Source organism: Pedobacter sp. MC2016-24 (assembly GCF_015223055.1).
In the GTDB taxonomy this organism is placed as follows: Bacteria; Bacteroidota; Bacteroidia; order Sphingobacteriales; family Sphingobacteriaceae; genus Pedobacter.
Window position 1 is genome coordinate 88,036 of sequence record NZ_JADFBX010000015.1, and the last position, 26,031, is coordinate 114,066.

Sequence of the window (26,031 nt, forward strand, 5' to 3'; positions counted from 1 at the left end):
GAGATGAGGAAAGAGATGCTTTATCAAAATTATGAGGTCATTTATCAAAAGGTAGATGAATGCCCTGTAAAAGACTTGCAATTGACTTTCTTCCAATTGGTTTCTGTCATTTCTGGTTCCGGTGCGCTGCACATCAATGGCAACCAGATGCCTTATCAGGCCGGCAACTTGATGTTGCTGACCCCTGCTGACGCTCATTTTTTTGAAATTTCCACAACTTCTGAGTTTCTATTGGTTAAATTCAATAGCAATTATGTAAATGATTATCAGTGGCAAAGTATCGACCACATTGAGTGTCTATTGCATTACTCATCACATCTGTCCGGCTGTATTTTGAAATGCAGGGCTGATGAATTCCTGGTAAAAGGGATTACAGCGTCATTATTGCATTGCCTCAACCATAAAGACATGTATCAGGAAGACCTGTCCAGGCATTATATGAATGCCTTAATTGTCATTGCAGCAAGAAATCTGGCCAAGATGCGCCCACCGGGATTGCATAAGAGTTCCGACAAAAGGATCATAGAAATTATCAATTACATTCAGTTAAATATCTGTTTTCCTCAAAAAATAAAAGCCCCTGTCATCGCAACTCGGTTCGGACTCTCTGATACTTATTTAGGAAGTTATTTTAAGCATCAATGTGGTGAAACTTTACAGCAGTTCATCACCAATTATAAAATCCGCTTAATCGAATTCAGATTGAAATTCAGTGATAAAAGAGTGCATGAAATCGCTGATGAATTTGGTTTTTCTGACGAGAGTCACCTCAATAAGTTCTTTAAAAAACAGAAAGAGGTAAGCCTGACGGTATATCGAATGCAGTACCGAATGGATTAACTAACCTGGGGTAGACTTGTAACCCAATTGTCTTTTTAGTTCGAAAATCTGCAATACAAAAATCTATTGTGCTGTTTTTACGTTTATGGTATAAATCCAGAGGTTATGAAAACGATATTAAATTCATTAATACTTGTATTGTTCTTTAGCGGAACTTATGCACAAACACAAGCCATTAAAAATCCATATTATTCCAGAACTGATACTAAAAAACTGAAAGTAAGCAATGCAGAATGGAAGAAAATTCTACCACCTGATTTATATGCGGTAGCGAGAGAAGCGGCAACGGAAAGGGCATTTACCGGTAAATACTGGGACTCCGAAACCAAGGGCACATATTATTGTCGCGTTTGCGGGAATATATTGTTTAAATCGGATGCTAAATTTGCCAGTACCTGCGGCTGGCCAAGTTTTTTTGAGCCGATAGGAAAGAACAATACGGTTTACAAGGAAGACAATTCCCTAGGAATGGAGCGTACTGAAGTGCTTTGCGGTCGCTGCGGCTCGCACCTGGGACATATTTTTGATGATGGTCCGGCGCCAACTCACAAACGATATTGTATGAACTCCATCTCTTTAGATTTTGAGCCCGACGGGCCCGGGAAATAACCTGGCATAACATTGTATTTTATCCTTTACAAATCAACTTTATAGTGGAATTTGTGTAGTATTGATTACACACAAATGATACCTCTATGAAAAAATTATTAATCATGGCGATGGCTTGCTATGCCTTAAATGCCAGCGCCCAGGTAGACCAGTCCAGGAACTTCGTCTACCTCTATTCCGATTCTGTGATTTACGCCCAAAAGATCAGGCTAAGGCCAGATATTTATGGTTCCTGGCAGATCAGGGCCGACTCAAGGCGCATCACAACAGATCAGGTCAAATTTATGAGCAATGAAGATGGCTTTTTTGCAAACACCAGGAAGTTTAATTTAACCCGTGAAAACACGTTTTCTGAACGTGTCATTGAAGGTCGGATTAATCTTTTTCAGGAAGCAAGCTACGATCCTTATGCTTTTGACCGGGGTTATCGATACAGACAGAACAGACCTCAGGCCGTAGACACCAGGATGTTTTACAATAAGGGATGGAATGACCTTCAAAAGGTAAATTACCACAATTTAAGCCGTGACATGGCCGACCATCCTGAGAGTATGGATCTACTTAAAGGGTATCGGAAAAGTATGAATACTGCTAAAATCATGTATGTTGGCGCAGGCGCAGCGGTCATTGCCGGATTTGTATCATTCCTGGCCAATAGCAAAGACAAAATGCCTGATCGGGGGAGTTTTGGTCCCGGCGGTTTTAGCAAAGGAAATTCAGACTTCGGGTTTAAGAAAAGCAATTTTACGGCTAGCTTTGTTCTGTTGGGACTGGGAGCTGCATTGGGAGGTGGCGGGGCGCTTATTCAAATGTCAAGCACAAGGCATTTGGAAAATGCCATCGACGCCTACAACAGGTAAATTACTTTAAGCTAAAGCGCAGCATGAATTTATTTCAGGCTGCGCTTTAGTCTGTTCAAATATCCTGATACAATACATGTTCATCCGTACTAATGTCAAGCAGGGAAATTTTATAACCATATGCCCCTCCGGTATCCAAATCAACAACTTGTGCGGCATAAATGGGTTTACCAATTCGTTCGCCTCCCATTTTCCAATTCTGTGTAGGTGTATGCCCAATAAAAATCTGCTTAAAATTATTGACGTCTTTCAAATGCACTCCGGAAGCTTTCGCCGACATTGCTTTTTTCATCAAATCCCTGTTCCAATAAAATTCGTCACTATCCTGATCTTCAATCCGTTCATCCAGTCGGCAACCAGCATGAATGAAAAGTCGATTCTGCGCATCAATATAATAGTTCCGCTGGGTTCTGAAAAACGCTTGATGGGACTGCGGAACGAGTATGGGATGTAGTTTTCCGCCCAAATCCTTAACATAAGAATTGGCGGTCTCACTGAAATAAGATGGCGCCGGGTGTGTTCCTGTTTCAATAAATTGCTGCATCCAGGAGTCATGATTTCCTCTTATCGCGACCAGGTGTTTGATTTTTAACAATAGATCTACAACGCCGGCACTGTTCGGTCCACGGTCTACACAATCACCTAAATGGATCAGCGTGTCCAGCTCGTAATTAAAATCAGCTTGATTTAAACAGGAAATGAGCTTGTCCAGTTCGCCATGCGTATCTGTTGTTACAAATGTTCTCGGATTTTTCATCTGAAATTAAGGACAGTTAAGGTATCAAAATGTTTTCAATATCTTCAACTAGGTCGTTCCTATGGCTTGTAAATAAATATTCAAATCTTCTTCTTTTCCCAGCCCCAGCTTCTGCTTAATCCTATATTTGCTCATCCTTACACTTTTAGCCTCTACGTGCATCAGCTGTGCAATCTGACGTGTATCCATTTTAAGGTAGATATAAGCACATATTTTTAAATCCAGCGGACTCAATTTTTTTTCTGCGCTGTTTTGGATCAGGTTAAAAAAATCCGGATGAACTTGTTGGATCTGCATCTTGGCATCTTCAAAATCCTGATCCATAACCTGTTCCTCTTTCCATATCTTTTTGATGTTTACAGGATCACCATCATTTAGCTTTTCTTTAATGTCATATAACATCTGGTTCTTATGCGCCAATTGTAATGCATTGGCCATGGCCTCTTTTTTGAATTGCAACTGCTTCGTTTCCAGTAACTGCTGTTCAAGCTCCAGCTGTTTCTCGCGCTGCAAAGCGTAACGTAGCTTGAAATGATAAGAACGAAACATAAACAACAGCCCAAAAATAGAAGCGATAGCAATACAAGCGTACAGGTAATTCTGTTGCTTGTGACTTTCTTCCCTTTCTTTAAGTAACATAACCTCGTTGTTTTTCTGTTCAGTTTCGTACTGGATTTCCAGCTTTTGAGCATTTAATGCCTGTTCTTCATTGAAACTCTTCTGGGTATATTCGGTTACTTCCTTTTGAAACCTGATTGCTTTCTCCAGCTCACCTTTTCTGTCGTAGAAATCAGCCAGCGCCTGGACTACATTCAACATGGTATGATAATAAACCGGCTTACCGGTTTTAATCACTTCATAAGCACTCAACAGATAAGTTTCCTGTTTCCCATAATCGCCTTCCAGCTTCGCATATTCACTCAATATGCCTAAACCACTGGCCAATACTTCCTGGCTATTGTAAATGCCTTTCAATGCCGATATAGCGGTATTGGCATAACGGATGGCTTGTGCTTTTGCTTGTTTATCTGTCTGCGGGAAATATCTGAGGTAAAAGTTGGCCAGATCAATACAGGCTATGGCGTAAGTATGATTGGCTACATGACCGGGATATTGCAGGTAAAGCTTTTCTGATTTTTGCAGGTAAAATAAAACACTGTCCAGCTCTGCCTGGTTTTTAGTGGTTTGATAGTTGTATTCATGTGCTACTGACAATGCAGTATAGCAATTACTTAAATGATTGTAATCTTTGATTTTTAAAACGTTTTCAGTTGCCCTGGCAGCGTATAAATTTACTTTTTCCTCATTATTCCAGCTAGAGTAGACTGCGTAAAGCCTGTAGTATATTCTGGAGGCAATGTAAGGATCGGGAGTCTTTTCCAGCGCTTTCAAACCCAGGTTACAAAATTCGACTACGCGCTGTTTATCATCCAGTGTTTTGTAAATCAATACCTGTGTATAGTAGGCATAGGCCATTGCTATTGGGTTATTGGCCTGTTTTGCAAGGGCTAGGGTAGAATCGCTGCTGTGCTTAGCTGCCGACAATTTCCCGGTAGTGATTTTGATGTTGACCAGCAAAGTATAGGCCTTTACAGCCTCAAGGTAATTTTTAGCTTGAATTGAGATGTCAGCACTTTGCTTCGCTGTCGTTTCAGCCAGCGGATAATTTTTATTGATCCGATACAATTCCGCCAATTGGTTCAACAGTTCAGATTTTTCCTTTTTGCCCAGAGACGGGTTTTTCAACACGGAATTCAGGCTATCTGTCAACACGTTCTGAGCCTGGGCCGGGAAGTATAATAGCAGGTAGAAGAGAATGGGTAGTTTATATAGCAACGTTTTCATAGGTCCCCAAATTTAATGATAAATTGATAAGTAGTCGTTTAAAATGTAGGTAGTCTGAAATTGTTTAATCTGCTGACAATCAAATTTGTATAGAATACTGTAGACACATTGTAGACGCACCTTTTGATGCTGGTAGATCTTTTGTAGTCTATCAAAACTTGTCTGGTACGGCCTCAGATCAGAGCTTTGTTCCAGCAATAAAGCGAAATTAAAACTACTAAAATGGACAACAAAACATTATCTATGCTATCCTACATCACGCTAATTGGATGGCTGGTTGCTTATCTACTTGGAAAGGACAAAGCAGATGACCTGCTTAAGTATCATTTAAAGCAGTCTCTGGGCCTGGCAATCGTGAGCATCATCTTTAGCCTTGCCCTCAATGTAATCGCATACCTGGTGCCAAGCCTTCATGTCTTAGGTTTGCTCGGCTGGGTAATCGTTGTTTTATGGGTTATGGGCATCATCAACGCAGCCAATATGGCCAAAAAGCCGGTTCCCTTAATCGGCAAAATCTTTGAAGATAAATTTGCCTTTCTTTCTTAATACATTCAATAAAGGCAAAAAATTAGCTAAATAAAAAAACATTCAATCTAAATGATATGGAACCATTTAAATATTTTATTCAGGACGGAAATACCTATATTAAAATACCGCAACGTGCCTTATACTATACTTTTGCTATTCTTTTATTAGCTGGAGCTGTGCTTGCCTTTACCTATGGTCAGCATACCAGGGGTAGCATGTGGCTAATGGCATTGTTGGGTATCCTGGGTGTGCTGCTGTTGATGCGTGCCGGTGCTACCACTACTTTTGATGTGCAGAACCGTACCATCACCGCCCAATCGTTCTTTTTTACCAAACCAAAGCAGTTTCATTTTGATGATTTTGATAGTTTTCTCATCTCTAAGCAACGGTTTTTGATCACGCTCAATGCCACCGCGACATTGATTCTGGCCCCAAAAGGTAAAAGGCTCAATTTGCTACTGCATCAAACCATGTTTGTAACCAGACCATTACAAAATGTAGTAGACGAAACAGCCAGAATTCTGGAAATGGCAAATGGTAGTCAATTAAACTCAAAATGAAAACATCCTGGACTTTCATCGTCGACAGCCAAAAGATGAGCCTGCAACCCAATAAGAACTATAAGCAGAAGATCATGATTTGTACCTTTATTGCGCTGATTTCTGTTTTAGTGGCCCATTTACTTAAGATAAACACGGATATATACCGATTATTGATTAGCCTTGGTATCTTTTGTGCAGCCTATGCACTATATGATTTTATATTCAGACTTAAGCTTACTTATGTATTTGATCTGAAACACAGAAAAGTATACAAGAAGGTGCCCGGATTGTTCAGTCGGAAATTGATGAACTTCGATGAAGCCTGTATTCTGCTCGAAACCGATAATTGTGAGCCACATTATGTGTTGTCGAAACAGAACGACAGATATGGGAAAAATTATCCCATTAGCGATTATTTTTCAGGCAGCCTTAGCGGTCAACGCCAGCAGCAACATTACGAAACTGAAGTACTGGTTAAAATATACCATGTTCTATACGCAAACCCAATTCAAAAGATAAACTAAGCTTATGAACTACGATTTTGATATCAATAACTTCACAAGGATCATCAACTCGGCAGTCGTTCCTGCTGATGATCACGGTGGGCTCGATCTGGAGCTGGGAGACACAGACATCAATATAAAGAAACCATACATAGATGCTGAAGGAACAAATATGGGCAATAGCATATTCATTTCAGGTCCGAATGGGCTAACTGTTTACATGCGCATCGAATCTGGTTTCCTGTTTACATTTTACAGGGAAAATGAGCAGGAAAGTTTTAAAAGCCTGGAGGCAGGCAGCCCGGAATCGATTAAAAGCTTTACCTGGCACATCTGGACTCAAATTGTAGACTACGTTGAGCATCAGGAAAAAGCAGATGTACAGTTTCAAAATCAATTCAGCATATATGGAGTTCCATACGATCTGGAAAAATTACTGGAATTTGAAAAAGAATATGGCCAGGGAACGTATGCTGATGGGTTTTATCTGGATGTAATTGATAAGACCGGACTAAGAACCTATACCGAGGAAGAAAGTTTTCTTCATGCTTTCATAGAATTTGCACAAGCAAACGCCAGCGGGAGTACTTATGCCATTTGGGTGATTAACGAGAAACTTGACAGATGCCCGATTGTTGTTTTCGGTGATGAGGGTGGAATCCATCTTGTTGCAAAAAATACCGAAGAATTTATCCGGCTACTCAGTTACGATGTGGAGATTACGGTAGGTTGGGAGTCCGCCTATTTTTATAAAAGTGAAAACAATAGCGATGAAAGCGAACATAAAAGCATTTTTTTACAATGGATCAAAACCGTTATAGGGGTAACGCCCATCAAAACCGATCAGGAAGCTGATCTCATCATCAGGGCAGCCAATGATCAATTTGCCGACAGTCTCTATGATTTTTTAATCAAATATGGTATTGATGTAGAAGAAGGGTTTGGAAATCTGCAAGAATACCGGACTTTAACAGCCTTCCAAAACAACTTCCGGGGTAGAGCCCTCCCAAAAGAATTGGCTATGTTGTTCGATTTCCAGCAAAACCATCCCAATTATGCCCAGTATTTTTTACTGCGCGGATATGATCCCTCCGTTTTAAAAAAATGGAAACAGGATGAACAGTTTCAAAACGCCTTGATACCTTTTGCCAGGGCCACCAGTTTCGGCGCCATTTACGCTTTATGGGATGAAGGGAAAGGAAAAGAAACCAAAGATATGCCAGTACTGGTTTTGGATGAAGAAAATGGAATCAGTGTAATTGCGGAGCATGTATTACAGCTCTTCCGTCTCCTTACCTATGACATTGAACCTATACTGGATGGCGAAACCGTGAAGCTAAGTAACGACCGTGATAACTATGCAACCAGCAATCATATTGAAAATTACATCAACTGGCTTCAAGCCAATTTTGGCATATCACCTACGGAAGCGCCTTACGAAGACGTGATAGACACGGCCGAAGAAAAGTATACTGATGCATTCTGGCATTGGGAAACCTCACTTAAGTGATACGGATATGAATCGAACCTTAATCAGCATATGGAATATTTTTTGGCTCATCTACCTGATCTTTTTTGCCATACCTTTTCCCATGATCATTTATTACAGTGCTCATGATGGTACTGAAAGTGCAGCGCTGATCTCCGGGAGTCCAGTCACAGCGCTGATTGTCCTCGGAATATCTGTCTTTTTATGGGGGCTATTGTTCATCGGATATTTCAAAAACTGGATCGTCTCTGTTCTGATAGAAAAACGGAATATCGAACAAATTAAGTCAGGAGGCGTACGCAGACAGGCCGAAATATTAGCTTCAGAAAGCATAGCCGCTAAGGGTACCGGGATTGACAGTTATGCGTTAAAACTTTCTTTTAAAAACCTTGCAGATACCACCATTGTGGTAAAGACTACGGTAAATGATGCCAGGCCTTACGAGCGCCGGTTTGAAAAAGGTAAAAGGGTAGAGCTGTTACTTGATCCAGATATGAAGCGCAAGCCTTATTTTATTTTTGCAAGTACCGAGGTGAGCCTGAACATACCGGTGCTTTTACTTAAAATTTTAGGCTGGGCAACCTTTTTAGGGCTGGTAACAGGTTACTATGTTTATGCCTATCAGGACGAAAGCCATGGAGCTGGCTGGCGTTTTATTAGCTTTGGACATCCACTCTTCGTTTGTGCTGTTATACTTTTTATATATCGGATTCTGGCAAGATTGTTAAAGCGATATGTATCAAAAGTTAGTGAACTAACCTTAATTAAATTTAAAGGACGCAGGGCTTCAGCCAAACTAATGAATGCCAGCCAAACCGGAGTATACATCAATGAACAGCCTCAGATCAAATTCGAACTGGAATATGCTGATGGCAGAGGCCATTTACACCGTACCAGTTTAAAAAAGACGATTGGCATACTTCAACTGGACTTAACCAGGCAGGAGCAATTGGCCATCTTCTACCTTCCGGAAGATCCCAAACGTATTGCTTTTGCTGATGATTTAGATGAATTAAACGATTAAGCTATGAAATACCTTTTAGCCCTTACCAGCATTTGTTTGTTTTTTGTTTACGGCTGTAACCATGTAAACAAAAGCATTCAGGAGACTTTGCATCCCCGCAATACCTTGCCCAAAAAGATTGTAAAAAAAGAAGTTCAAATGCCTGATATTCAGAAAATCATTGATTCACAGGTCACGATGGCTAACTCAATCATTAAAACACATACCAGTCAGCATATCGAAATCCATGTAGATGGTCAAAGTAAGCAGCTTCTTGCTAATGACCGGGAGCTGAAAAATGCAGAGGCCGCACTAAGGCAATTGCCGCAATATGCAGGGAAGGAGATTTTCATTTATCAGGGTATTCATTTTTACGACGACGGGAGTATCAATGTCATGCTGAGACATCCTGCTAATCCTGAATATGTAGATCAATATCATTATAAAGAAGGCCAATGGTCTGCGCCGAGCCCGGTACAGTTGTCGGCCAGGGATCATGTTGAAAGCAGGATGGTGCCGCTGGATAGCATTCGGTTTATTACAGCATTTACATTGGCAAGAAATTACAATCAAAAAGCGCTGGAAGTTGAAGGCGCTAAACCGGTCACTCATGTTTACGCTGCGGTATGGAATAAACGCATCCGTTGGTATCCAATAACCATTAACGGCAGCCGGGAAAGTTATTCCATTGATTTTAACACAAATGGAGATATCCTGAGGTTTAGCCGGAACTGACCATGTTTACAAAAACTAAATGGCGGCAAATTCACATTCCGGTACAACCACTGCAGGGCATTTTGCTTTACCTAAAACCTCACTTATGGCAGTTCCAAACAGAAAATCGTCATTATTGTGTGCTTTATAACCACCCATAACCACCATCATAATGCCTGGATTTTGTTTTACCAGTTCCATCACATTCTCGGCAACAGTACCGCCTTCAGTCACATAATCAATATGTGGTAAAAACGTGCTTCCTTGCCTGCTCAATAAGTTTTCAAGTCTTTTCGCTTCATCCTGAAGCCTGTCCAGACTTTTTTGTAAAATTGCCGGATAATCTTTACTTGGCCAGCTGTCATAAACAGATGTTGGAATGAAGTAGGAGTGAAACAAAAGCAGGTCCCCATTAAACTTTTCTGCCAATTGTAGTGCATAATCGGCGGCATTACGTGCCGAACTGCTGAAGTCGGTAAGTACTAAAATGGTGCTTTTATTTACTTTAGCTTTCATAAAAGGATGCTTTTGCGTAAGATCACATAATTTAAGCTGCTAATTTCGGAAACATACTTAGCCAAAAATATGACAAGCATTACATTGATGGTTGATTGTCCTCATTATTTTTGTTGCGTTAGCTGTACTAACGAAAAAAATATAATGCCGGATTTTAATACACGTTTCTTAATTAAGCCTTTATCTTTTGAACAATGAAACGATCTTTTTAACGCCCATCATGATGGCTACCAGGATTAGGCCGGCCAATAGACCAAATGCAAATTCCTTAACAATGGAAGGTATCCCTGGAAATATGTGGTGAAAATATGGAATGTTGTGTACAAATATGCCGCCCGACACCAGGATTAAGGCAATTGTGCCTACAACGCTAAGCACCCTGATCATAATCGGTAACGATTTAACGAGTACATTTCCCATTCCCGCAAAAAAACCTTTTCCTTTTGCAAACGCAATTAATTTGTAACCCATATCATCCATTCGTACAATCAAAGCTACTATACCATAAACTCCAATGGTAGCCAATAAAGCAACGATAGCAACTGTAACAATCTGTATGACGAGCGTTTGGTCTAAAACACTCCCCAAAGCAATAATCACGATTTCTATGGATAGGATAAAATCGGTCATGATTGCAGATTTAACCTTGGCCTTTTCTGCAACTGCAGCATCCTGATTTGTTTCGGCAACATTCTGGTGACTGGCTTCCGGATGGTGAAAAAAGTATTCGATGATTTTTTCAACCCCCTCATAAGCCAGATAAAATCCGCCAAGTACCAGGACGACTTTAATGGCTACCGGAAAAAATGCATTCAGAACCAAAGCGATAGGTACAATAATCAGCTTGTTCAACAAAGAGCCTTTGGTGATTGACCAGAGTACCGGCAATTCCCTTGAGGACACAAAACCAGTTGCTTTTTCTGCATTTACCGCCAGATCATCTCCTAATATACCCGCTGTTTTGCTTGCTGCAACTTTTGAAGTTACGGCAACGTCGTCCATTAAAGCAGCTATATCGTCTAAAATCGCAAAAAAACCTGAAGCCATGTTGATCTATTTATAAGGCCGCAAAATATAAATACGATTTTGAATTTCCATGGTAAATCCAGTGATATCTTGAAATAAATTAGCCAATTAAGTTTCTTTTCATTATTTTTAGAATAACCTATATGTAAAATATGCTCTTATTAACTTTTTTGTGCTTTCCTGTCCATTGATCTGATCCGCTTTTGGTCAAGTTACTAAGTCGTAGTGTTAGTTAGCAATCATTAATTAATCTCTATAAGTATGAAGTATTTTATCCCTTTTGTTATTGTAGCATTTCTTTTGGTTCAAAAGGAAGCTTTTGCCTGCACACGAGTGGTGTATAAAGGCCCTAATGGTACAGTGATTACTGCACGAAGCATGGATTGGAAAGATGAAATTGCCGCTAACCTGTGGGTATTTCCCAGAGGAATTGCCAGAAGCGGAGAAGTTGGCCCACAATCTTTAAAGTGGACTTCCAAATACGGAAGCGTAATTTCCAGTGCCTGGGACATTGCAACAGTAGATGGTTTAAACGAAAAAGGATTGGTGGCCAACGTACTGTGGTTAGTCGAGTCCGTTTATCCAAAATTTGAACCTGAGGGTAAAAAGAAAGGCATCAGTATTTCATCCTGGGCCCAATATGTATTGGATAATTTTTCTACAGTAAGCGAAGCCGTTAATGCATTAAAGGATGAACCTTTTGTCGTAGTCAGTGACTATGTTCCTGGTACCAAGAAATTCACCACACTTCATTTGTCGATTTCTGACGCAACCGGCGACAATGCCATATTTGAATACATCAACGGGAAATTGGTGATCCATCACGATGCTGCTTATACCGTAATGACAAATTCACCGGTATTTGGCGAACAGCTCGCTTTAAATAACTACTGGGCCGGTATCCCCGGAACAATAATGCTGCCTGGTACCAACCGCGCTGCTGATCGCTTTGTTCGGGCATCCTATTACATCAATGCGATCCCGCAAACTGAAGATACAAGAATTGCTGTAGCCAGTGTCTTTAGCGTAATCAGAAATTGTTCAGTACCTTTTGGTATCAGCTCCGAGGCGGAACCAAACATTTCTTCAACCCGATGGAGGTCTGTTGCAGATCACAAAAACAAGACCTATTATTTTGAAAATGTCCTGACCCCAGGCACTTTTTGGGTCGATTTGAATAAATTTGATTTACAAGCAGGCGCAAAGGCCATGAAATTGGCTTTAAAACAAAATATGACTTTTAATGGAGAGGCTAATTCTAATTTTAAGGTTTCGGAACCCTTTAAGTTTTTAGGGATTTAAATCACGCTGTTAGCCCTGATCAGGTTTTAATTCGTGACATGGCTTCATGAATTAAAACTTGATTTTATAACATCTTATTCTTTAGCATTATCCAAAGGGATTTTCCTGACCGTAAAGTGCTCTGAATAATTCAGGTCAAGCGTTTCATGCGCTGTATCGCTTCGTTTTTCGGTCTGTGGACTTTTAACTTTCGGGGTTCCTAAGGCTATATATTTATGGTTTTGTTTTTTCCAATTGTCGTAAAAAACAGGATCGTATCCTCCAGAACCATTATCCAAAATCCGGATGCATAAATTTGTTTTCACCACTGGTAAAGTTTTGTCTTTCTTATACCGCAAATAAACTGTTTTTGTGGCCATATCGTAATGGTAAGTACCTTGGTATTTGTACGTCCAGTACGCTCCGCCAGAATACCAATCCACGGCTTTAAAAGTCTGGTCTTTAAAAAACTGCCAGGTGGTTCCTCTGCCTGCAGCTTTATTTCCTTTGGTCCAGCCCCATTCTTCCCGATCTAAAAAATGTGGGACAGATTGTGCACTTAGTTTTTCAAATCCAATGATCATATTAACAGGCAGTAAAGTAAATAAGAGTAGGATTATACATTTCATGTTGCGGGTTTCTTCATATGAAGATAATAATAAGTAATCGCATCTCGTCAATTCAATAAGTCCGTTCGACAATTCAAAGCGTATTTTTGTCACTTCACTCACAAAATCGGGTTACAGCATTTCGGTTACAGCTAAGTTTGTGCCAGTTAATTAATATAAGTAACCTATAAAAATGAAAAAAACACAATTCATGGCATTTCTTTTAGTGATCTCTGCAATCACTGCTGCTGCCCAAAAATCGATCGTATTAGATGCTTTTTCCAAACATGGTATAGATGCTGGTATGCTTAACGCCGACAATGTTGAGGCGCCTGCAGATTATGCTTATGAGCTCAAACAAACCACGATAACTTCAGCCAAGAAAAATACCATCGTGGCAAAATTTGATCCCTCGGCCCCAAAAGAAGAACAATGGACCGTGGTTTCTGTGGATGGAAAATCTCCCTCAAAATCAGATATTAATTCATTTCGGAAGAATCAAAATAAGCAGTCCACAAGCCAGCCGGATGAAACAAGCTACAGGATTGAAAAAGAAACGCCTGATTATTTGGTGGTAAGTTTTAAATCAGATCCCAACACCTTAGCTAAAGATGCTGCTTTTTTAAAAGATTGCAGACAACACATGACGATAAATCTGAAAACTAAAAAATTGGAGCAAATCCAGGGCCTCAATGAAAAACCTGTAAAAATTAATATCCTCAATGCCGATAAACTTGATCTCCTTATAAAGTATAGCAGAAATGATCAGGATAAACGTTATTTTCCGGTCAACCAGGAATTAAATATTCAGGCTAAATTTTTGGGACAAGCTGTGAATGTCCAAACCATTACAGAATATTCAAATTATACAAAAAAATAACACGATAAATCTTCCAGTACTGCCTATACAAAGCATTTGTATAGGCAGCATTTTTTTGTTTTCGGGCTTAGTAATCCAACCACGTTTTAAATAAAGGAGCCTTTGTTCTGCTCACTATAACACCCGTATCCGCGCAGTTTTTAAGTTTCAGCTTCAACTTCCCATTGAAAAAATTGTCTACTTTTTCAATGGAATTCACATGCACAATATATTGACGGTTTACCCTGAAGAAATTTTTAGGATTCAATTCTTGTTCCAGGGTTTCCAATACCTGGGGCACAACAACTTGTTCTCCATTAAACAGATTTGCATAGCTGACATTCAAATGCGCATTAAAAAATGCGATATCTTCCATATTGATTTTCCTGTAGCCATCACGATAGGGTAGAAAGAACCGGGACCTGTATTCTTTTGGCTGAATTTGTCGGAGCAGTTCTTCAATTGAAGGAGATTGTTGATACGATCGTTGTGCCGTATGCTCAAATTTAATAATGGCAGCTTCCAGCTGATCCTGCTCGATAGGCTTAAGCAGGTAATCAATGCTGTTGTACTTAAATGCTTTAACAGCATATTCATCATAGGCTGTCGTAAAAATTACCGGGCATTTCACGTCTGCCAGGTTAAATACCTCAAAACTTAGTCCATCTGCAAGTTGTATATCCATTAAAATCAAATCCGGACTTTCATTTTCGGCAAACCAATCTACCGTCTTTTTCACACTGGTTAAAACGCCTGCAATTTCCATATGAGGTCTGATCTGAAGTATTAGTCTTTTGATCCGATCCGAATTGAGCTTCTCATCTTCCAGAATCAATATTTTCCTTAACATATTCATATTTGATAAGTGGTACTTTTACAGTAAAAGTATGATCGTTTTTCTCTACAACCGGTTTTCTATCTCCTAATAAGGCATAGCGACTCATGATGTTTTCTAAACCCAGACCTGTGGATTCTGTTTTTTTTATCAAGGGTAGTATATTGTTCGACACCACCAGTTCATACAGATCATTCGTGTAAATACTAATTACCAGGGGGTTTTCTTCTTCTGTTCGATTGTGTTTCAATGCATTCTCGATGAACAGTTGAAGCGTAACCGGAGGAATTTGTAGCTCAAGTCTGGATTCATCGACATCGATGCGAAATGTAGTTCCACCTCCCATACGGTTCTTCACCAGGAAAAGGTAGGCATCCAGAAATTTAAGCTCTTCACTCAGGGAAATCAATTTCTTTTTAGCGTTAATCAATAAGTACCGATATACTTTTGCGAAATTTTCTGTGTACTCGTGGCCCAGTTGCTGGTCCTGCAGGATCAATTCCGAAAGTACACTCAGGTTGTTAAAAACAAAATGGGGGTCAAGTTGTAACTTCAGGGCCTGCAATTCTATCTCGGCTGCCAACTGTTTGTTTTGTGCGGCTTTGATTTCAAACTCAGCTGATTTTAAAGCCGCATTTTTCCAATTCTTAAGTAAATAATCCCCTGTATTTAGTGTGCTGATGATCAATGGCCAAAGGATAATTAATACAATTGTGTATAAGGATTGTCGTACATCCAACGCAGAAGATTTCGGTACCGGTAATTCGAGAATCGCATATAAAGACCCCAGACAAATGATCAGAAGCAGTACACCAAATACCTGAAACATCACCTGAATCAGTAAACGTTTCAACGGGTGAACCATCCATGGAATTCGTTTGTTCAATTTCCGGTCTATGAAAAGACTCAGCACCACTAGTATTCCGCAAAAAAGCACATTAGCCAAAATGTCTGTTGCTTTTCTGGACACCGACCAGGAGGCATACTCTGTCCAATATGAATAAGGATAAACAATGAATATAGTCAAATATGACCCTATAATCGTAAAGGTAATAAGTAATAAATGCTTCGCTTTACTTTCTTTCATTGCAATGGATCTTTCCGGTAGCTACATTTCTCTGACTAGCTATTATTGCTATTGTTACATCTATAAAAGTATGAAATTAACTGAATACCCATCGATTTTGAAACATAAACAACTTCGTGCTGTTTTATAAAGCATAATAATTTTCTATGGTTAAATGGATACTAAAATGCTTCTTGTTATTATTTGCTCAAACTGGCTTTTGTCAATTTACAGATAGTACGCATTATATGGTTCAGTACAGCTCTACCGGATCTATCAATAGAACAGACGAAAGCAAAGCCTACTTACTCAACAATGCGCTAAAACTGGGTATCCGTAAGCAGTCCATCAGCCTTAATTTCAGTAACAACTGGATTTACGGGAAACAAAACCGGCAACTGACCAATAATGACTTCTCCTCAACGCTGGATTTTAACCTGTATCATGCCCAATCTAAATTTTTTTATTGGGGATTGGCCAATTACAATACGAGCGTATCTTTAAAGATCAACAATCAATTGCTCGCGGGGGTAGGGATAGCCTATAATTTTCTCGACAAAGAGACAGCCTATCTTAACATCAGTAACGGATTGCTTTTCGATACCAGTGATCTCATTTCCCCAGATGGCTTTAGAGATCAATACGAAACCATCCGGAATTCTCTCAGGGTATCGTTTAAATTTGTGCTCTTTCAAAACCTGATTTTGAGTAACACTTCTTTTTTGCAAAATGCACTGACCACTAAAGGCGATTACGTCCTGAAAACAGATGCCGCCCTGAATTTTAAAATAAACAAATGGCTGGGCCTTAATACCTCTTACAAATACAACCGGGTTTCAAGAACGGAGCGGGAAAACTCCCTGCTAAGCTATGGCTTAACATTTGAACGTTATTTTTAGCCGGCACAAAATATTTATGGAAACGCTGCCACTACTGCATCTTGATTTAAAACAATGCTGTTATGGAAAATAAAGTCAACAATGCCAGCCTGAAATTTACCTGTACTCAGGACTGGGATGCTATGGAAACAACTGCAGATGGACGCTTCTGTACCACCTGCCAAAAGAACGTATATGATTTAACCGATAAGAATGTAGCCTACTTCGTTCAAATCATGCAGGAAAATAACCATAAAGTTTGCGGCAGGTTTACAACGGATCAATTGGTACAGCCCGATGAACAAAAACACAATCCTTACTGGAAGAAATGGCTGGTAGCTGCAATGGTGCTGATCGGATTTCATACCGCGGCGCAAAAAGCTAAAGCACAGGAAAAAATTATGGGTAAAGTAGCACCTAAGCCTGTCTGTAAAGATTCCACCATAAATACCTGGCTAGGAGAGGTGGCGCCCAGGCTAAACCCGGCCCAATTAAAAACCCTGCATGCCTATGTGGTTAAGCATTACAAAGGTCCTGCATCGGTAAATGGCAGACTACTTGCTTCATTTACAGTTAGCAAACAGGGCGCATTACAACAAATTGCAATCAGCAGCCACTTAGATAATCAGGTCAGAGCTGAGGTCTTAAGAATTTTAAAAAACGCCCCAAAATGGAAAGACGTCAACGGTTCTGATCCTTATCCTTTAAGTTTATCCCTTAATTTTAAAAATGGTAAAATCACCCCTTATGTTGATTAAGCAATTGGGATAAATGATGTATTGGAAGATGTAAGATATATTTCTTAATTTAACATCATGATTTTACGCTTTTTTACAAGGTCGCTGGTACCAATCCTGATCATCTCTTTATTGGGCTGTCAAAATAATCCTAAAGTGATTGAACGTGATGGCGAACCAGACATTTCCCGCGTAGCTGATGATGATGAGCAGATGAACAGGGCCATCAAATTGGCAAAACAAACTGTAGGTGAGTTTGATCATGCCTTGCTTAGTCAGGATACGGCACTGAAGTTCCTGGCGATGAAAATGCGTTTTGAAACCCCGGAAGGCGGTGGAGAACACATCTGGCTGAATCAAATCACCAAACGAGATAAAAAGTACTATGGCGTGATCGCCAATGTACCAGCATTAACTACGCAAGTTAAGCTGGGCGATTCTGTGGAAATACCTAAGGACAAAATCAGCGACTGGATGTATGTCCAAAATGGCAAATTAAAAGGTGGCTATACCATTCGGGCGTTGAGGGATCAGCTTTCAGCGTCTGAGCAGAAAGCTTTTGATGCAGAAAATGGATTTGATGTTGAGTAAGACCGTAGCTGCACAAAGGATCAACTTCTTTTTGTTGCTAAAATCCACTCTGCTCATGCTCGTCTTTGTCCTCCAGTCGTGTGGCGGAAAGCAGGAAAAGAAATCCAGGGCACTGGAAATACTATCAAAGCAAACCGGAATCCCGGTTTCCATCATCAAAATCCTGGAATCTGAAACTGGTGCCAAAGCCGTACATCTAAAAAGACATCAATCAATTACTGTCTATTTAACAAAGCCGAATGCAACTGATCAACAAACTGCTGAGGAAGCGTTACTCCTTTTACCTGGTGTGTTTGCAGGTGTAAAATCGACGACAGATTATTATGATTTACTAAAACGCATACAAACAAAGCTCAAAAGCTCCGGATATCGTGTTTTCTTTTGCAATGGAAGGGAAATCAATGATAGAGATGGGATTGCTATCGTTAAATCAGAAGATGAATTTACACCATTGGTATACATGCAAACCAATGGAATCAATTACGACCTGGATAATGCACAGCTCATCAAACGTCTTAAACTTTTAAGTCAGCGACTTGACCTTAAATTATTGGGTGCTGATTTTGATTGGTGCGAATTTCTGATCCAAAAAGAGCCGGAGGATTGGAATCAGCTGGCTGAAGAGATTTATGGGCTTTGCCCAGATATCGTTGAACAAGGAACTCAAACTGTTTCAGCATTGGCGCGCGAGATGAAGGAAACGAAACGGCTTTATTTGTGGTTCGATTAATAGGTATCGATTATAGTGAGATAACCGGTATTTTATCTTTTACAGGATAATGTAACTTTTAATTTATATAATCTAATGATTTAAAAACCATTTTTTTAAATAGCTGTTTTGTTTTTATTTTTAGGGCTATTTTATGTTTGTATGACGAATCGATCCGATAATCACCTATTTAATAATCAGTCGGCTGCTGCAAATGAAGCGAGGTTTAGAGCGCTTGTTGCAGCCACTTCAGACATTATATACAGTATGAGTGCGGATTGGCGTGTGATGCAGCAATTGGACGGTAGGGGATTTTTACCAGATACAGCCGGCCCTATAACGGACTGGCTACCTAAATACGTAGCTGTTGAAGATCAGGTAAAAGTGCAAACTGCCATCGATCATGCCATCGCTGAAAAACGAATATTTGAACTTGAGCATCGTGTATTACAGTCCGATGGTACTATAGGCTGGACATTTTCAAGGGCGGTCCCCATTTTAAATGATCAGGGTGAAATCATAGAATGGTTTGGAACAGCTACCGACATTACAGAGCGTAAGCGGATCGCAGATGAGCTTCGCGAGGCACAAGATCGGTCTGAACAACAAAGGCGACTGTATGAAACCATCACATCAAGTACACCCGATCTGATTTACGTATTTGATTTGCAGTACCGGTTTACTTATGCAAACAACGCACTGCTCACCATGTGGGGTAAAACCTGGGATACTGCAGTGGGTAAAGGGCTGTTAGAAAACGGCTATGAACCCTGGCATGCTGAAATGCATGAACGGGAAATCGATCAGATTGTAGCTACAAAACAACCTTTCCGCGGCGAAGTGTCTTTTCCGCACGCCATTTTAGGCAAGCGTGTATACGATTACATTCTTACACCTGTGCTCAACGACCAGGGACAGGTAGAAGCTGTGGCAGGTACAACACGCGATGTCACGGAGCGTAAACAATGGGAGGAAGCACTCGCGCAGAGTTCAGAGGAACTGCAGGCCATTAACGAGGAAATGATCGCTATTAATGAAGAGCAGGTCGCTTCCAACGAAGAACTAAGTGCCACCAATGAAGAGCTTGCAGAAGTCAATCAGCAATTGATAGAAGCTCAAAAAGATACCTACCTGGCCACCAAGCAAGTGGAAGGTGCAGAAGAGCGTCTTCGTTTAGCTATAGACGCAGCACAACTGGGTTCTTTTTCTATGAGTTCCACTGAAGATGCCTATATTTCCTCGCCCCGGGTAAAGGAATTCTTCGGGTTTACTGCAGACGAAACAGTACCCTATCAGATGGCTATTAATCAGATTCATCCGGATTATCGTGAAACCGTAATCAGACTGGTTGCTGAGTCCTTTGAAACAGGAAAAAGGTTTGATATGGAATATCCTGTAATTGGTTATCATGATGGAAAAACAAGGTGGATCAGGGGTGTAGGAACCATGCAACACGATAGTGACGGGAAAAATTACTTCACCGGCGTTTTAAACGACATCACTGAACGCAAACAAGATGAACAGCGAAAAAATGATTTCATTGCCATGGTTAGCCATGAGTTGAAAACCCCGCTGACCTCATTGGCCGGAATTTTACAGCTGCTGACGAGGAAAATTGGGGAGGCTGCAAATTCCGCACTTCCTGGTGGAATAGATAGGGCCCATTTACAGGTCAAAAAGATGATTACCTTGATTAATGGCTTCCTGAACGTTTCCAGATTAGAATCCGGAAAAATCCAACTGGACAAGGAAACTTTTGATCTTACAGCGCTGCTTTCAGAACTGCTGGAAGAAGCGGCACTCCTTGGTTCTGATCACCGCATCAGCATAGCCCCATGCCCCCCGGTTTCAATCTTGGCAGATAAGGATAAGATCGGTTCAGTGGTATCCAATCTGTTAAGCAATGCCATTAAGTATTCACCCAAAGGAAAGGAGATCATGATTCGCTGCAATACCGACGACAAATATGTATATGTAAGCGTTAAAGATAGTGGCATGGGGATCAAAGCGCAGAACATTGATTTTCTTTTCGATCGTTATTACAGGGTAGAAACCAATCATACGCAAAACATCGCTGGTTTTGGTATCGGCCTTTACCTGTCTGCCGAAATTGTTAAACATCATGGCGGGGAAATCGGCGTAGAAAGTGAATCTGGTGTAGGTAGTACGTTCTGGTTTAAATTGCCAAAATCTCCAGCCGCTAGTTTGTCGAGTGTTGATCAATAAAGTCTAAGAATCTATAATCCTGTCGCAATTACAATCAAATCCACACATTATTGTATCTTTATGCTTTTATCACTAAAGTAAAACATGCAACAATTTGAAGAGATTAAGGCCCTGCTAGGCGACTCAGTCACTTATTACCTTATAGCAGTAGATATGGATTCAAATTATAGCTATTTGAATAAGCGTTACGCGCAAATTTTTGAAGCCGTTCAAGGTCCGCTTCTTGGTAAACATTATTCCGTGACGTTGCACCCTGACGATCAGCAAACCTCCAAAATTGTATCTAAAATGGCTTTCAAGTATCCAAAATCCGTATTTCCCGCCACATTACGCAAGCACGATGGGGAGGGAGGTTTTATCATCACCAGGTGGGAATATAAAGCCATGTTTGATGAACATGGCGGACCTGCAGGTATTTTCTGTATCGGCCATGACATTACGGAGCTTACTCAAATCAGCGACGAACTTAAACATGTAAAATACAGTCATTCGCACCTGGTACGTAGGCATGTGGCAAATTTGATGGGGCTCGGGAAGTTGATGAACGAAACGAGTGACCTGTCAGATCTTAAGGACATTACCAAGATGATGGAACAAAGCGCTATCGATCTGGATGCTGTCATTAAAGAAATATATAACTAATCATTGGGCAGGAGGGGCAGCGACTGGCATTTCATCAGAAGGGATCGGTAAATAAATAGCCCCGTTCTTCAAATTCTTCAGGTGGCGTACCTGTTTGTCTTTATCATAAATGATCTTTAAAGACATCACCAACAGGCCTCGTTCCTTTAATATTACGGTGCTGTTTAAAATGACCGCATCATAATAATTAACCCTCGTGATCATCTTTGGTATTTTAATTTCCGGGGTATCTTTACCGGCCTTAACTTTTTTTAATGTTAAAGGTTCCAAACTGTAAAAGCCATTTACTTCAGTCTGGCCATACGTCAGCTTAATGATTTCCTTAAAATCGGTTCCGGGTTTCAGCGTCGTATCTGCATTCATTGTCCATTGGAATAAAATTGGCGATGAATATTCACGAAGTGACAGTGTGTCTTGAGTAAACTCGACGAGGCTTTCCTTAGGAGGCGGAGGCGGAATTGGTCTTCTTTTTTTCTTCTGACTGTAACTACTGAAGTGTAAAGTCATCAGTGCTAGAAAAATGAATAAATTTTTCATGGTAAAGCTTTGTTAATAAATTCGTTTTATTTTACTTTAAATGTGATCGTATTAGAACCTACTTTGAGTTTTGTTGCTCCACCGTCTGTTACGCTATATTTCCCGTCATCCATAGGTGTCAAACGTGCAAAGTAATCGGTATTACTTTTAAACACCAAATAATTGAATTCGCTTGGTCCGATTTTAAATTCACCTTTCTTTTTAGGTAAGAAACTACCCGTAAATATCAGCGTTTTTAAGTAATCGACACCATCCCTATTTTCAATGCTTTTACGGCTTTTAAAAGGATCCCAATCAAAATCTTCCATTTCAAGGCCCTGTTCAAGATATTTTTCGAAGCCAGCTATCCCCGTAATTTCATCAGGTCCCTGTTCTGTGGAAATCTTGATTTCGTTGCCTTTTCCTGCTATTGCGCTTTGTTTTGACACGTTTTTTCTAACGGCATTGGTAAATTTACTATATTCATAAAGGCTGATTTTTACGGTGTCTTTTAAGTCATATACCGCTTTATCAGAACTCAGCTCAATCTTAACCGCATCCTGATCTACCTTTAATTTTTCAACCACATTGACCGAGAATGCTGCGGTTTTGTATTGCTTACCCTGTATGCTTACGTTTAGTACCGGAAAACTGATTTTTCCTAAGCGGGTAGGTTTGGCATAAGTGTAAAAGTTATAATAAGCATGAATGACTTTGCCACTATCATCTGTACTCTTGCTTTCATCAATATGCTGCATCACTTCGCTTAAATCGGTTGTCAATTCCAGGCCATCAATTTTTCCGTTTTCTGCCCACACACTGTCGGGTTTAACTTTAAAACTAATAAAGAAATCGGCTGTTTTGCCGAGTTCTATTTCCGGTTGTACCACATACTGAACCATAGGTTGTTCTTTTTTTTCCTGGCAGGAAGTGGAAACTATAGTAGCAGCCATAGTCACCATATATAACAGCGTTTTCTTGATCATCAGCTTGCAAGTGCAAAAAGCGTACCTTAGTTTACTCCCGCAGAAAGTCTATACAATCTTCCTGCATCTGTAATCGCGTACAAAGCGTTATCGGTGCCCTGTGTAATATCTCTAAACCGCTGCTGTTGGTCAGCGAGTAATCTTTCTTCTCCAACAACCCGGTTATTTTCTATAACAAGCCTTATAATGTGCATGCCACTCAAAGAGCCGATAAAAAGATTGTTTTCCCATTCCGGAATTTGCCTCCCTTTATAGAATGTCATGCCACTTGGCGATACCACAGGATCCCAGTAATAACTGGGCTGAGTAAGACCATCTTGCTGTTGAATGCCAGCTCCAATGGTTTGTCCACTATATTCGATCCCATAAGTAATGGTGGGCCAGCCATAATTGGCACCAGGCTGAAGGCGGTTGATCTCATCGCCGCCCCTCGGACCGTGTTCGCCTTGCCAAACCTCACCCGTAACCGGATGAATAGCCAATCCCTGCGGGTTCCTATGTCCAATTGTATAGAGTTCTGGTAAGGCACCAGCCTGGCTAAAGTTGGGATTTCCAGGTGCCGGCTGACCACTGGTTGTAATCCGGATAACTTTTCCTAAAGCAGCAGTAACAGCCTGTGCCAGGGGCCTTGTTGTCAGGCTGGACCGTTCTCCTGTACTCACCAAAAGGTTTCCGGTCTGATCAAACAGAATCCGACCGCCGTAGTGCAAATTGCTGTTAAAGGCAGGATTTGCCCGATAAATCACAGTTGGATTTTCTATACTTGTCTCGGTATTTGATAACCTTCCTTTCGCCACTGCGGTTAAATTGCCACCTGTTACAGCTTCGGAAAAAACCCAGTACACCATCCGGTTTGTCTCAAACTTTGGATCCAGGCATAAGCCCAGCAACCCGCCCTGGTCACTTGGATTTACAACAGGCAAACCTGTTATTGGGTTGCCAACCGATCCGGATGTCGTTACGATACGCATACGCCCAGCTTTTTCGGTAACCAGTAAACGTCCATCTGGCAGACTGGTTATGCCCCATGGAGCAATAAGTGCAGAAGTCAGCAGGTCATACCTATATGCTGTGTTGGTACGGACACCTGCAATCCTGGTCTGACCAGTAAATGCGGGCTTATAATTGGTGTTGGCTGAGCCGGTTTCTACGGGATCTAAAACAGGCATGGCCTCATTGTCCGAATTTTTCTTGGAGCAACCAGTCTGAATAATCACACCAGCGCATAGCAAAATTATTAACCATCTCGTTTTCATAACACCACGTTTTAAATACCCATCAATACCAGGTATAACATCAAAAAACCTTAAAAGTTTTCAAGTTATCAGACACTTACCTCCAGTTTCACTAAAGCTTTTTACGGGTGGCAATGGTTTCAATCCATTCAATGGCAGCATCAACAGGTTCCTGTGATTTTGAAAAGGAGGTGTTATGTCCCAATTCCGGAAAAACCCGGTACACATAAGGCTTACCTTGTGCTTTAAGTACCTCCAGGCGCTCAATTGATAAATTTACCGGAACCTGTATGTCTTTCCCTCCAAAAAGCCAAAGTCCTGGAATCGAAAGCTTCGCCAGCGGATCGCGTGGATCAGTGGCGGTAAATTGGTAGCGGTCTGGATCATTGCTGATGTGCTCCCGTGCATCGGCTTCTTTGTGGGTATCCCAAAAGTCAGACTGCCCCCCTGTGTAAAATTGAAATCTCAACTGTTCAAGTGTCGTCACTACAGGTCCGCTAAACAATATCATAAAATTAACATTCGGATTTATTTTTGCAGCCATGGGAATAATCCATCCGGCCTGACTAAAGCCCATTAACCCTAAGGGCCAATGGTTGGCCGGTAGCTTGGATAAAAGCGCATTGGAGGCAGCGCTCGCATCTAAAGCCAATAGATGAAGATTAACCGAGTCAATGTTGTTGGTCCCGACTTCCGGACCAGCATACATGCCGCCAGATTTTCCAACTCCGCGTTTGTCGTACGTAAAAACGGCAATGCCTTTTTTCGCCAAAAGCGATGCCATTTTCACCATTCTCGTTTCCTGCCCCGATCCATGTACAAGAACTATGGCCGCCTGCGGATGTCTGGGTTTATAGATCGTGCCAGCTAAAGTAACTCCAGCACTATTGAAATTAACATTTTCCATGCTGAAGTCAGGTTGAGCAGTCGGTTCAGCGGGCATTTGCGCAAACAGGTTCACACTTAAGCAGCAGAGTAGGAGAAGTAAATATGGTTTCATCATCTTAATTTAAATGTGAGACAATATTACAACCAACAGTATACTGATAGGTATAAATGTGACGAAATACGGCATAAATGTGACGAAAATATCCGTCCGCATGCAATGGAAAACTTAAGCCCTTATTGGAAGCGCTCTTCTCATATCTTCAAGATCTTTTTGAAAAATGTCCAGGGGCTGTTCCAATACAATGGTATTCGTATTCAATTGTTTGATCACCAGGTCATGATAATTTTTCTTGAGCAATGACGTCAGCGGCCTGTCCTTTAACGGAAGTTCTTTTTCCCTGATTTGAAAATCATAATCTGAAAACTTATACTCCGTTTTACCAATAAGCATGCGGTCTGATGTAATCACGGATTTGTTTTTAACGTAGGTTACAATCAATAGAAATGGCATGATTACAAATCCCAGTAAACTGAACAAGCCAACGCGGTAAGTTGGGGTGGCATGTAAAATTACGCCCTGGATCAGGTTGTAAAGTGAGCCGAAAATAATGAATGGAGCAAGTACAGCATAAAAGATCAGTACTTTTTTTGCCAGACATATTTTTAAAATATTTTCCATATAGCGTGTAATTTAATAAGACAACAACAAATTCCTGAATTCAAAGTTTTAAATATCTCGGCA

29 protein-coding genes are annotated in these 26,031 nt (G+C 40.7%); 17 read left to right on the forward strand and 12 right to left on the reverse strand.

The genetic code is table 11. The features are described from left to right. Positions 1-3 precede the first annotated feature (3 nt). From IM797_RS23580 to IM797_RS23590, 3 genes are all read left to right on the forward strand, one after another. Positions 4-840, forward strand: a complete 837-nt coding sequence (locus IM797_RS23580; protein WP_194129670.1) for an AraC family transcriptional regulator — start codon at positions 4-6, stop codon at positions 838-840. A 105-nt stretch (positions 841-945) separates the two neighbouring features. Further along, on the forward strand, positions 946-1,449 hold the full coding sequence (msrB, locus tag IM797_RS23585) for a peptide-methionine (R)-S-oxide reductase MsrB (protein ID WP_194129671.1): 504 nt from the start codon (positions 946-948) through the stop codon (positions 1,447-1,449). An 86-nt stretch (positions 1,450-1,535) separates the two neighbouring features. Continuing rightward, positions 1,536-2,309 carry a hypothetical protein gene (locus IM797_RS23590; RefSeq protein ID WP_194129672.1) on the forward strand — a complete coding sequence of 258 codons (774 nt, stop codon included), beginning with the start codon at positions 1,536-1,538 and terminating at the stop codon, positions 2,307-2,309. Positions 2,310-2,364: 55 nt separating this feature from the next. Here IM797_RS23590 and IM797_RS23595 read toward each other — a convergent pair whose 3' ends face one another. Both IM797_RS23595 and IM797_RS23600 read right to left on the reverse strand, forming a co-directional pair. After that, the gene (locus IM797_RS23595; protein ID WP_194129673.1) at positions 2,365-3,066 is read right to left on the reverse strand and encodes a metallophosphoesterase; all 702 of its coding nucleotides are present in this window, start codon (positions 3,064-3,066) and stop codon (positions 2,365-2,367) included. A gap of 48 nt (positions 3,067-3,114) precedes the next feature. Further along, positions 3,115-4,911, reverse strand: coding sequence for a hypothetical protein (locus tag IM797_RS23600; RefSeq protein WP_194129674.1), 1,797 nt, complete (start codon positions 4,909-4,911; stop codon positions 3,115-3,117). 222 nt (positions 4,912-5,133) lie between these two features. On the opposite strand from IM797_RS23600, the gene IM797_RS23605 reads away from it, so the two are divergent. From IM797_RS23605 to IM797_RS23630, 6 genes are read left to right on the forward strand one after another with little or no spacing between them, the layout of a single operon-like run. After that, complete coding sequence (locus tag IM797_RS23605) at positions 5,134-5,457, forward strand: DUF4870 domain-containing protein (protein WP_194129675.1); 324 nt, start codon at positions 5,134-5,136, stop codon at positions 5,455-5,457. Positions 5,458-5,513: 56 nt separating this feature from the next. Beyond that, entirely contained in the window at positions 5,514-5,999 is a 486-nt protein-coding gene (locus tag IM797_RS23610) for a hypothetical protein (RefSeq protein WP_194129676.1), read from the forward strand. Beyond that, positions 5,996-6,505: a hypothetical protein gene (locus tag IM797_RS23615; protein WP_194129677.1), complete on the forward strand. Its 510-nt coding sequence runs from the start codon at positions 5,996-5,998 to the stop codon at positions 6,503-6,505. Before IM797_RS23610 ends, IM797_RS23615 begins: the two co-directional genes overlap by 4 nt. A 4-nt stretch (positions 6,506-6,509) precedes the next feature. Next, positions 6,510-7,994 (forward strand): hypothetical protein, encoded by a 1,485-nt coding sequence (locus IM797_RS23620; protein ID WP_194129678.1) that lies wholly within the window; start codon positions 6,510-6,512, stop codon positions 7,992-7,994. A gap of 7 nt (positions 7,995-8,001) precedes the next feature. Further along, entirely contained in the window at positions 8,002-8,997 is a 996-nt protein-coding gene (locus IM797_RS23625; RefSeq protein ID WP_194129679.1) for a hypothetical protein, read from the forward strand. A gap of 3 nt (positions 8,998-9,000) precedes the next feature. Continuing rightward, on the forward strand, positions 9,001-9,711 hold the full coding sequence (locus tag IM797_RS23630) for a hypothetical protein (protein WP_194129680.1): 711 nt from the start codon (positions 9,001-9,003) through the stop codon (positions 9,709-9,711). A 15-nt stretch (positions 9,712-9,726) separates the two neighbouring features. Here IM797_RS23630 and IM797_RS23635 read toward each other — a convergent pair whose 3' ends face one another. Both IM797_RS23635 and IM797_RS23640 read right to left on the reverse strand, forming a co-directional pair. Continuing rightward, on the reverse strand, positions 9,727-10,206 hold the full coding sequence (locus tag IM797_RS23635; protein WP_194129681.1) for a universal stress protein: 480 nt from the start codon (positions 10,204-10,206) through the stop codon (positions 9,727-9,729). A gap of 180 nt (positions 10,207-10,386) precedes the next feature. Beyond that, the gene (locus tag IM797_RS23640; protein ID WP_194129682.1) at positions 10,387-11,253 is read right to left on the reverse strand and encodes a DUF808 domain-containing protein; all 867 of its coding nucleotides are present in this window, start codon (positions 11,251-11,253) and stop codon (positions 10,387-10,389) included. 240 nt (positions 11,254-11,493) lie between these two features. Between IM797_RS23640 and IM797_RS23645 the strand changes: the two genes are divergently transcribed. Further along, entirely contained in the window at positions 11,494-12,534 is a 1,041-nt protein-coding gene (locus IM797_RS23645) for a linear amide C-N hydrolase (protein ID WP_194129683.1), read from the forward strand. Between the two features lie 74 nt (positions 12,535-12,608). Here the strand turns inward: IM797_RS23645 and IM797_RS23650 are convergent, their stop codons facing one another. After that, complete coding sequence (locus IM797_RS23650) at positions 12,609-13,142, reverse strand: hypothetical protein (RefSeq protein ID WP_194129684.1); 534 nt, start codon at positions 13,140-13,142, stop codon at positions 12,609-12,611. Positions 13,143-13,332: 190 nt separating this feature from the next. On the opposite strand from IM797_RS23650, the gene IM797_RS23655 reads away from it, so the two are divergent. Beyond that, positions 13,333-14,001, forward strand: coding sequence for a hypothetical protein (locus IM797_RS23655; protein ID WP_194129685.1), 669 nt, complete (start codon positions 13,333-13,335; stop codon positions 13,999-14,001). A 67-nt stretch (positions 14,002-14,068) separates the two neighbouring features. Here IM797_RS23655 and IM797_RS23660 read toward each other — a convergent pair whose 3' ends face one another. Beyond that, on the reverse strand, positions 14,069-14,830 hold the full coding sequence (locus IM797_RS23660; RefSeq protein WP_194129686.1) for a LytTR family DNA-binding domain-containing protein: 762 nt from the start codon (positions 14,828-14,830) through the stop codon (positions 14,069-14,071). Beyond that, the gene (locus IM797_RS23665; RefSeq protein ID WP_194129687.1) at positions 14,799-15,902 is read right to left on the reverse strand and encodes a sensor histidine kinase; all 1,104 of its coding nucleotides are present in this window, start codon (positions 15,900-15,902) and stop codon (positions 14,799-14,801) included. Before IM797_RS23665 ends, IM797_RS23660 begins: the two co-directional genes overlap by 32 nt. Before the next feature lie 227 nt (positions 15,903-16,129). On the opposite strand from IM797_RS23665, the gene IM797_RS23670 reads away from it, so the two are divergent. The 6 genes from IM797_RS23670 to IM797_RS23695 all read left to right on the forward strand — a co-directional run bounded on the left by IM797_RS23670 (position 16,130) and on the right by IM797_RS23695 (position 21,664). After that, entirely contained in the window at positions 16,130-16,780 is a 651-nt protein-coding gene (locus IM797_RS23670; protein ID WP_228099076.1) for a DUF481 domain-containing protein, read from the forward strand. A 62-nt stretch (positions 16,781-16,842) separates the two neighbouring features. Next, on the forward strand, positions 16,843-17,517 hold the full coding sequence (locus IM797_RS23675) for a hypothetical protein (RefSeq protein ID WP_194129689.1): 675 nt from the start codon (positions 16,843-16,845) through the stop codon (positions 17,515-17,517). 57 nt (positions 17,518-17,574) lie between these two features. Then, positions 17,575-18,087 (forward strand): YegJ family protein, encoded by a 513-nt coding sequence (locus tag IM797_RS23680; RefSeq protein ID WP_194129690.1) that lies wholly within the window; start codon positions 17,575-17,577, stop codon positions 18,085-18,087. Continuing rightward, the gene (locus IM797_RS23685) at positions 18,059-18,817 is read left to right on the forward strand and encodes a DUF4253 domain-containing protein (protein ID WP_194129691.1); all 759 of its coding nucleotides are present in this window, start codon (positions 18,059-18,061) and stop codon (positions 18,815-18,817) included. The genes IM797_RS23680 and IM797_RS23685 overlap by 29 nt, the downstream gene beginning before the upstream one ends. A gap of 141 nt (positions 18,818-18,958) precedes the next feature. Then, positions 18,959-21,022, forward strand: coding sequence for a PAS domain S-box protein (locus tag IM797_RS23690; RefSeq protein WP_194129692.1), 2,064 nt, complete (start codon positions 18,959-18,961; stop codon positions 21,020-21,022). 84 nt (positions 21,023-21,106) lie between these two features. Then, positions 21,107-21,664 carry a PAS domain-containing protein gene (locus IM797_RS23695; RefSeq protein ID WP_194129693.1) on the forward strand — a complete coding sequence of 186 codons (558 nt, stop codon included), beginning with the start codon at positions 21,107-21,109 and terminating at the stop codon, positions 21,662-21,664. Here the strand turns inward: IM797_RS23695 and IM797_RS23700 are convergent, their stop codons facing one another. From IM797_RS23700 to IM797_RS23720, 5 genes are all read right to left on the reverse strand, one after another. Further along, positions 21,665-22,201 (reverse strand): hypothetical protein, encoded by a 537-nt coding sequence (locus IM797_RS23700; protein WP_194129694.1) that lies wholly within the window; start codon positions 22,199-22,201, stop codon positions 21,665-21,667. Between the two features lie 26 nt (positions 22,202-22,227). Then, entirely contained in the window at positions 22,228-23,133 is a 906-nt protein-coding gene (locus IM797_RS23705; protein ID WP_194129695.1) for a hypothetical protein, read from the reverse strand. Positions 23,134-23,192: 59 nt separating this feature from the next. Further along, positions 23,193-24,422: a PQQ-dependent sugar dehydrogenase gene (locus IM797_RS23710; RefSeq protein WP_194129696.1), complete on the reverse strand. Its 1,230-nt coding sequence runs from the start codon at positions 24,420-24,422 to the stop codon at positions 23,193-23,195. A gap of 91 nt (positions 24,423-24,513) precedes the next feature. After that, complete coding sequence (locus tag IM797_RS23715; protein WP_194129697.1) at positions 24,514-25,404, reverse strand: S9 family peptidase; 891 nt, start codon at positions 25,402-25,404, stop codon at positions 24,514-24,516. A gap of 111 nt (positions 25,405-25,515) precedes the next feature. Beyond that, positions 25,516-25,968 (reverse strand): hypothetical protein, encoded by a 453-nt coding sequence (locus IM797_RS23720; RefSeq protein WP_194129698.1) that lies wholly within the window; start codon positions 25,966-25,968, stop codon positions 25,516-25,518. Positions 25,969-26,031: the final 63 nt, after the last annotated feature.